This is a genomic window from Streptomyces griseoloalbus, from assembly GCA_014650015.1.
In the GTDB taxonomy this organism is placed as follows: domain Bacteria; phylum Actinomycetota; class Actinomycetes; order Streptomycetales; family Streptomycetaceae; genus Streptomyces; species Streptomyces griseoloalbus.
The window spans coordinates 1-2913 of record BMUD01000063.1 but is presented as its reverse complement, the minus strand read 5'-3'; the positions used below and the strand labels follow the sequence as shown (position 1 = coordinate 2913).

The window sequence follows — 2913 nt, the reverse complement described above, 5'->3', positions numbered from 1 at the left end:
CGTACCGGGCCTTCGACCTCGGTGAGGCGGGTCCGGACCGTACGCAGGAGATGCTGCGGGAGCTGGTGGGCCTGTTCGCCGAGGGCGCCCTGCGGCCCCTTCCGCTGAAGGTGTGGGACGTGCGGCGGGCACGCGAGGCGTTCCGCTTCATGAGCCAGGCGAAGCACGTCGGCAAGATCGTGCTGACGATGCCGCGGCGCTGGAACCCCGACGGCACCGTCCTCATCACCGGCGGCACGGGAGGCCTGGGCCGGGAACTGGCCCGCCACCTCGTGACCACGCGGGGCGCGCGCCGCCTCCTCCTGGTGTCCCGCCGGGGCATCGAGGCCGAGGGCGCCGCCGAACTGCGGGACGAACTCGCGGCCGCCGGTGCGGTCGTGGACATCTCCGCCTGCGACATGGCCGACCGGCAGGCGGTCGGGGCACTGCTCGCCGGCATCGACACCGCGCACCCGCTGACCGCGGTCGTGCACACGGCGGGCGTCCTCGACGACGGCGTGGTGACCTCCCTGTCGGCGCAGCGGGTCTCGGACGTGCTGCGGCCGAAGGTCGACGCCGCCTGGCACCTGCACGAGCTGACCCGGGACCTGGACCTCGCCGCGTTCGTCATGTACTCGTCGGTGTCCGGTGTGATGGGCAGCGCCGGTCAGGGCAACTACGCGGCGGCGAACGTCTTCCTGGACGCCCTCGCCCAGCAGCGGTCCGCCTCCGGCCTGCCCGCCCTCTCCCTGGCCTGGGGTGCCTGGGCGCAGAGCGCCGGCATGACCGGCACCCTCTCCGACGCCGACATGCAGCGCATCGCCGCGTCCGGCGCCGCCCCGATCCCCGTCGAGCGCGGCCTCGCCCTCTTCGACACCGCCACCGGATCCGCCGAGGCGCTCGTCGTCCCCATCGGATCCACCGGCGGCGACCTGCGCATCCCGGGCGAGGTGCCGCCGCTGCTGCGCAACCTGGTGCGCGCCGGCCGGCGCTCGGCCGCCACCGCCGTCGGCGGTGCGAGCACCGCCGCCGACCTGACGCGCCGCCTCCTGGCCCTCCCCGAGGACGAGCGCGTCCGCCACCTTGTCGAACTGGTACGGGTCGAGGCCGCCGCCGTCCTCGGCCACTCCTCGCCCAAGGCCATCGAACCCGGCCGCGAGTTCCGCGAACTCGGCTTCGACTCGCTCACCGCCGTCGAACTGCGCAACCGCCTCACCACCGCCACCGGCCTGCGACTGACCGCCACCCTCGTCTTCGACTACCCGACCCCGCACGGCCTCGCCGAGCACCTGGTCGCCGAACTCCTCGACGAACACGGCGACCTGGGCGCCCCCCTCGTGGCCGCCGACGTCGCCGACGACCCGGTGGTCATCGTCGGCATGGCCTGCCGCATGCCCGGCGGCATCACCACCCCCGACGAACTGTGGCGGATGCTCGCCGACGGCGAGGACCGCATCACCGCGTTCCCGACCGACCGCGGCTGGGACCTGGACACCCTGTTCGGCGGCGGCCATGACAACCGGGGCGTCAGCGCCACCCGCCGCGGCGGCTTCCTGCACGACGTGGGCGGCTTCGACGCCGCCTTCTTCGGGATCTCCCCGCGCGAGGCCCTCGCCATGGACCCGCAGCAGCGGCTGCTGCTGGAGACCTCCTGGGAGGCGTTCGAACGCGCCGGCATCGACCCGCAGAGCCTGCGCGGCAGCGCCACCGGCATCTTCGTCGGCACCACCGGTCAGGACTACGCGACCCTGGTGATGACCTCCCGCGAGGACGTCGAGGGCCACGCCAGCACCGGCCTCGCCACCAGCGTCATCTCCGGCCGGGTCTCCTACGCCCTCGGCCTGGAGGGCCCGGCCCTCACCGTCGACACCGCCTGCTCCTCCTCCCTGGTCGCCCTGCACCTCGCCGCCCAGTCCCTGCGCAGCGGGGAGAGCTCCCTGGCCCTCGCGGGCGGCGTCACCGTGCTGTCGACCCCGATGAACTTCTCCGGCTTCACCCGGCAGGGCGGCCTGGCCGGCGACGGCCTGTGCAAGGCGTTCGCCGACGCCGCCGACGGCACCGGCTGGTCCGAGGGCGTCGGCATGCTCGTCCTGGAACGCCTCTCCGACGCCCGCCGCAACGGGCACCAGGTGCTCGCGGTGGTCCGCGGCTCGGCCATCAACCAGGACGGCGCCTCCAACGGCCTCACCGCCCCCAACGGCCCCTCCCAGCAACGCGTCATCCGCCAGGCCCTGGCGAGCGCCGGCCTCACCCCCGCCGACGTGGACGCCGTCGAGGCGCACGGCACCGGCACCACCCTGGGCGACCCGATCGAGGCGCAGGCCCTGCTGGCCACCTACGGCCAGGGCCGCGACCCGGAGCGTCCGCTGCTGCTCGGCTCCATCAAGTCGAACATCGGCCACACCCAGGCCGCCGCCGGAGTCGCGGGCGTCATCAAGATGGTGCTCGCCATGCGCCACGGCGCCCTGCCCAGGACCCTCCATGTCGACCGGCCCTCCACCCACGTCGACTGGGAGGCCGGCGCGGTACGGCTCCTCACCGAGCCCACCGAGTGGCCCGACACGGACCGGCCGTGGCGCGCAGGTGTGTCGTCCTTCGGCCTCAGCGGCACCAACGCACACGTCATCCTCGAACAGCCCGAACCGGCCGCGGAGGCCCCGGAGACGGTCACCACGCCGTCCGTCTCGCCGGCCCTGGTGCCGTGGCCGGTCTCGGCGCGGTCCGAGGAGGCCCTGCCGGGACAGGTGGACCGGGTGACGTCCTTCGACGCCGGGTCGGTGCTCGACGTGGGCTTCTCGCTGGCGTCGGGCCGTTCGGTGTTCGAGCACCGCGTGGTCCTGCTCGCGGGCACGAGCCTGGAGGGCGGGGCGCCGGTCGAGGTGGCGCGTGGCCGTGCCGCCGAGCGGTCGCTGGCGGTGCTGTTCTCGGGGCAGG

The 2913-nt window shown here is 74.6% G+C and carries 1 protein-coding gene; it reads left to right on the top strand.

Annotated elements, in window-relative coordinates:
- A partial coding sequence (locus tag IE178_RS34920) for an SDR family NAD(P)-dependent oxidoreductase (protein WP_193515048.1) occupies window positions 1-2913 on the top strand: 2913 nt, incomplete at both ends.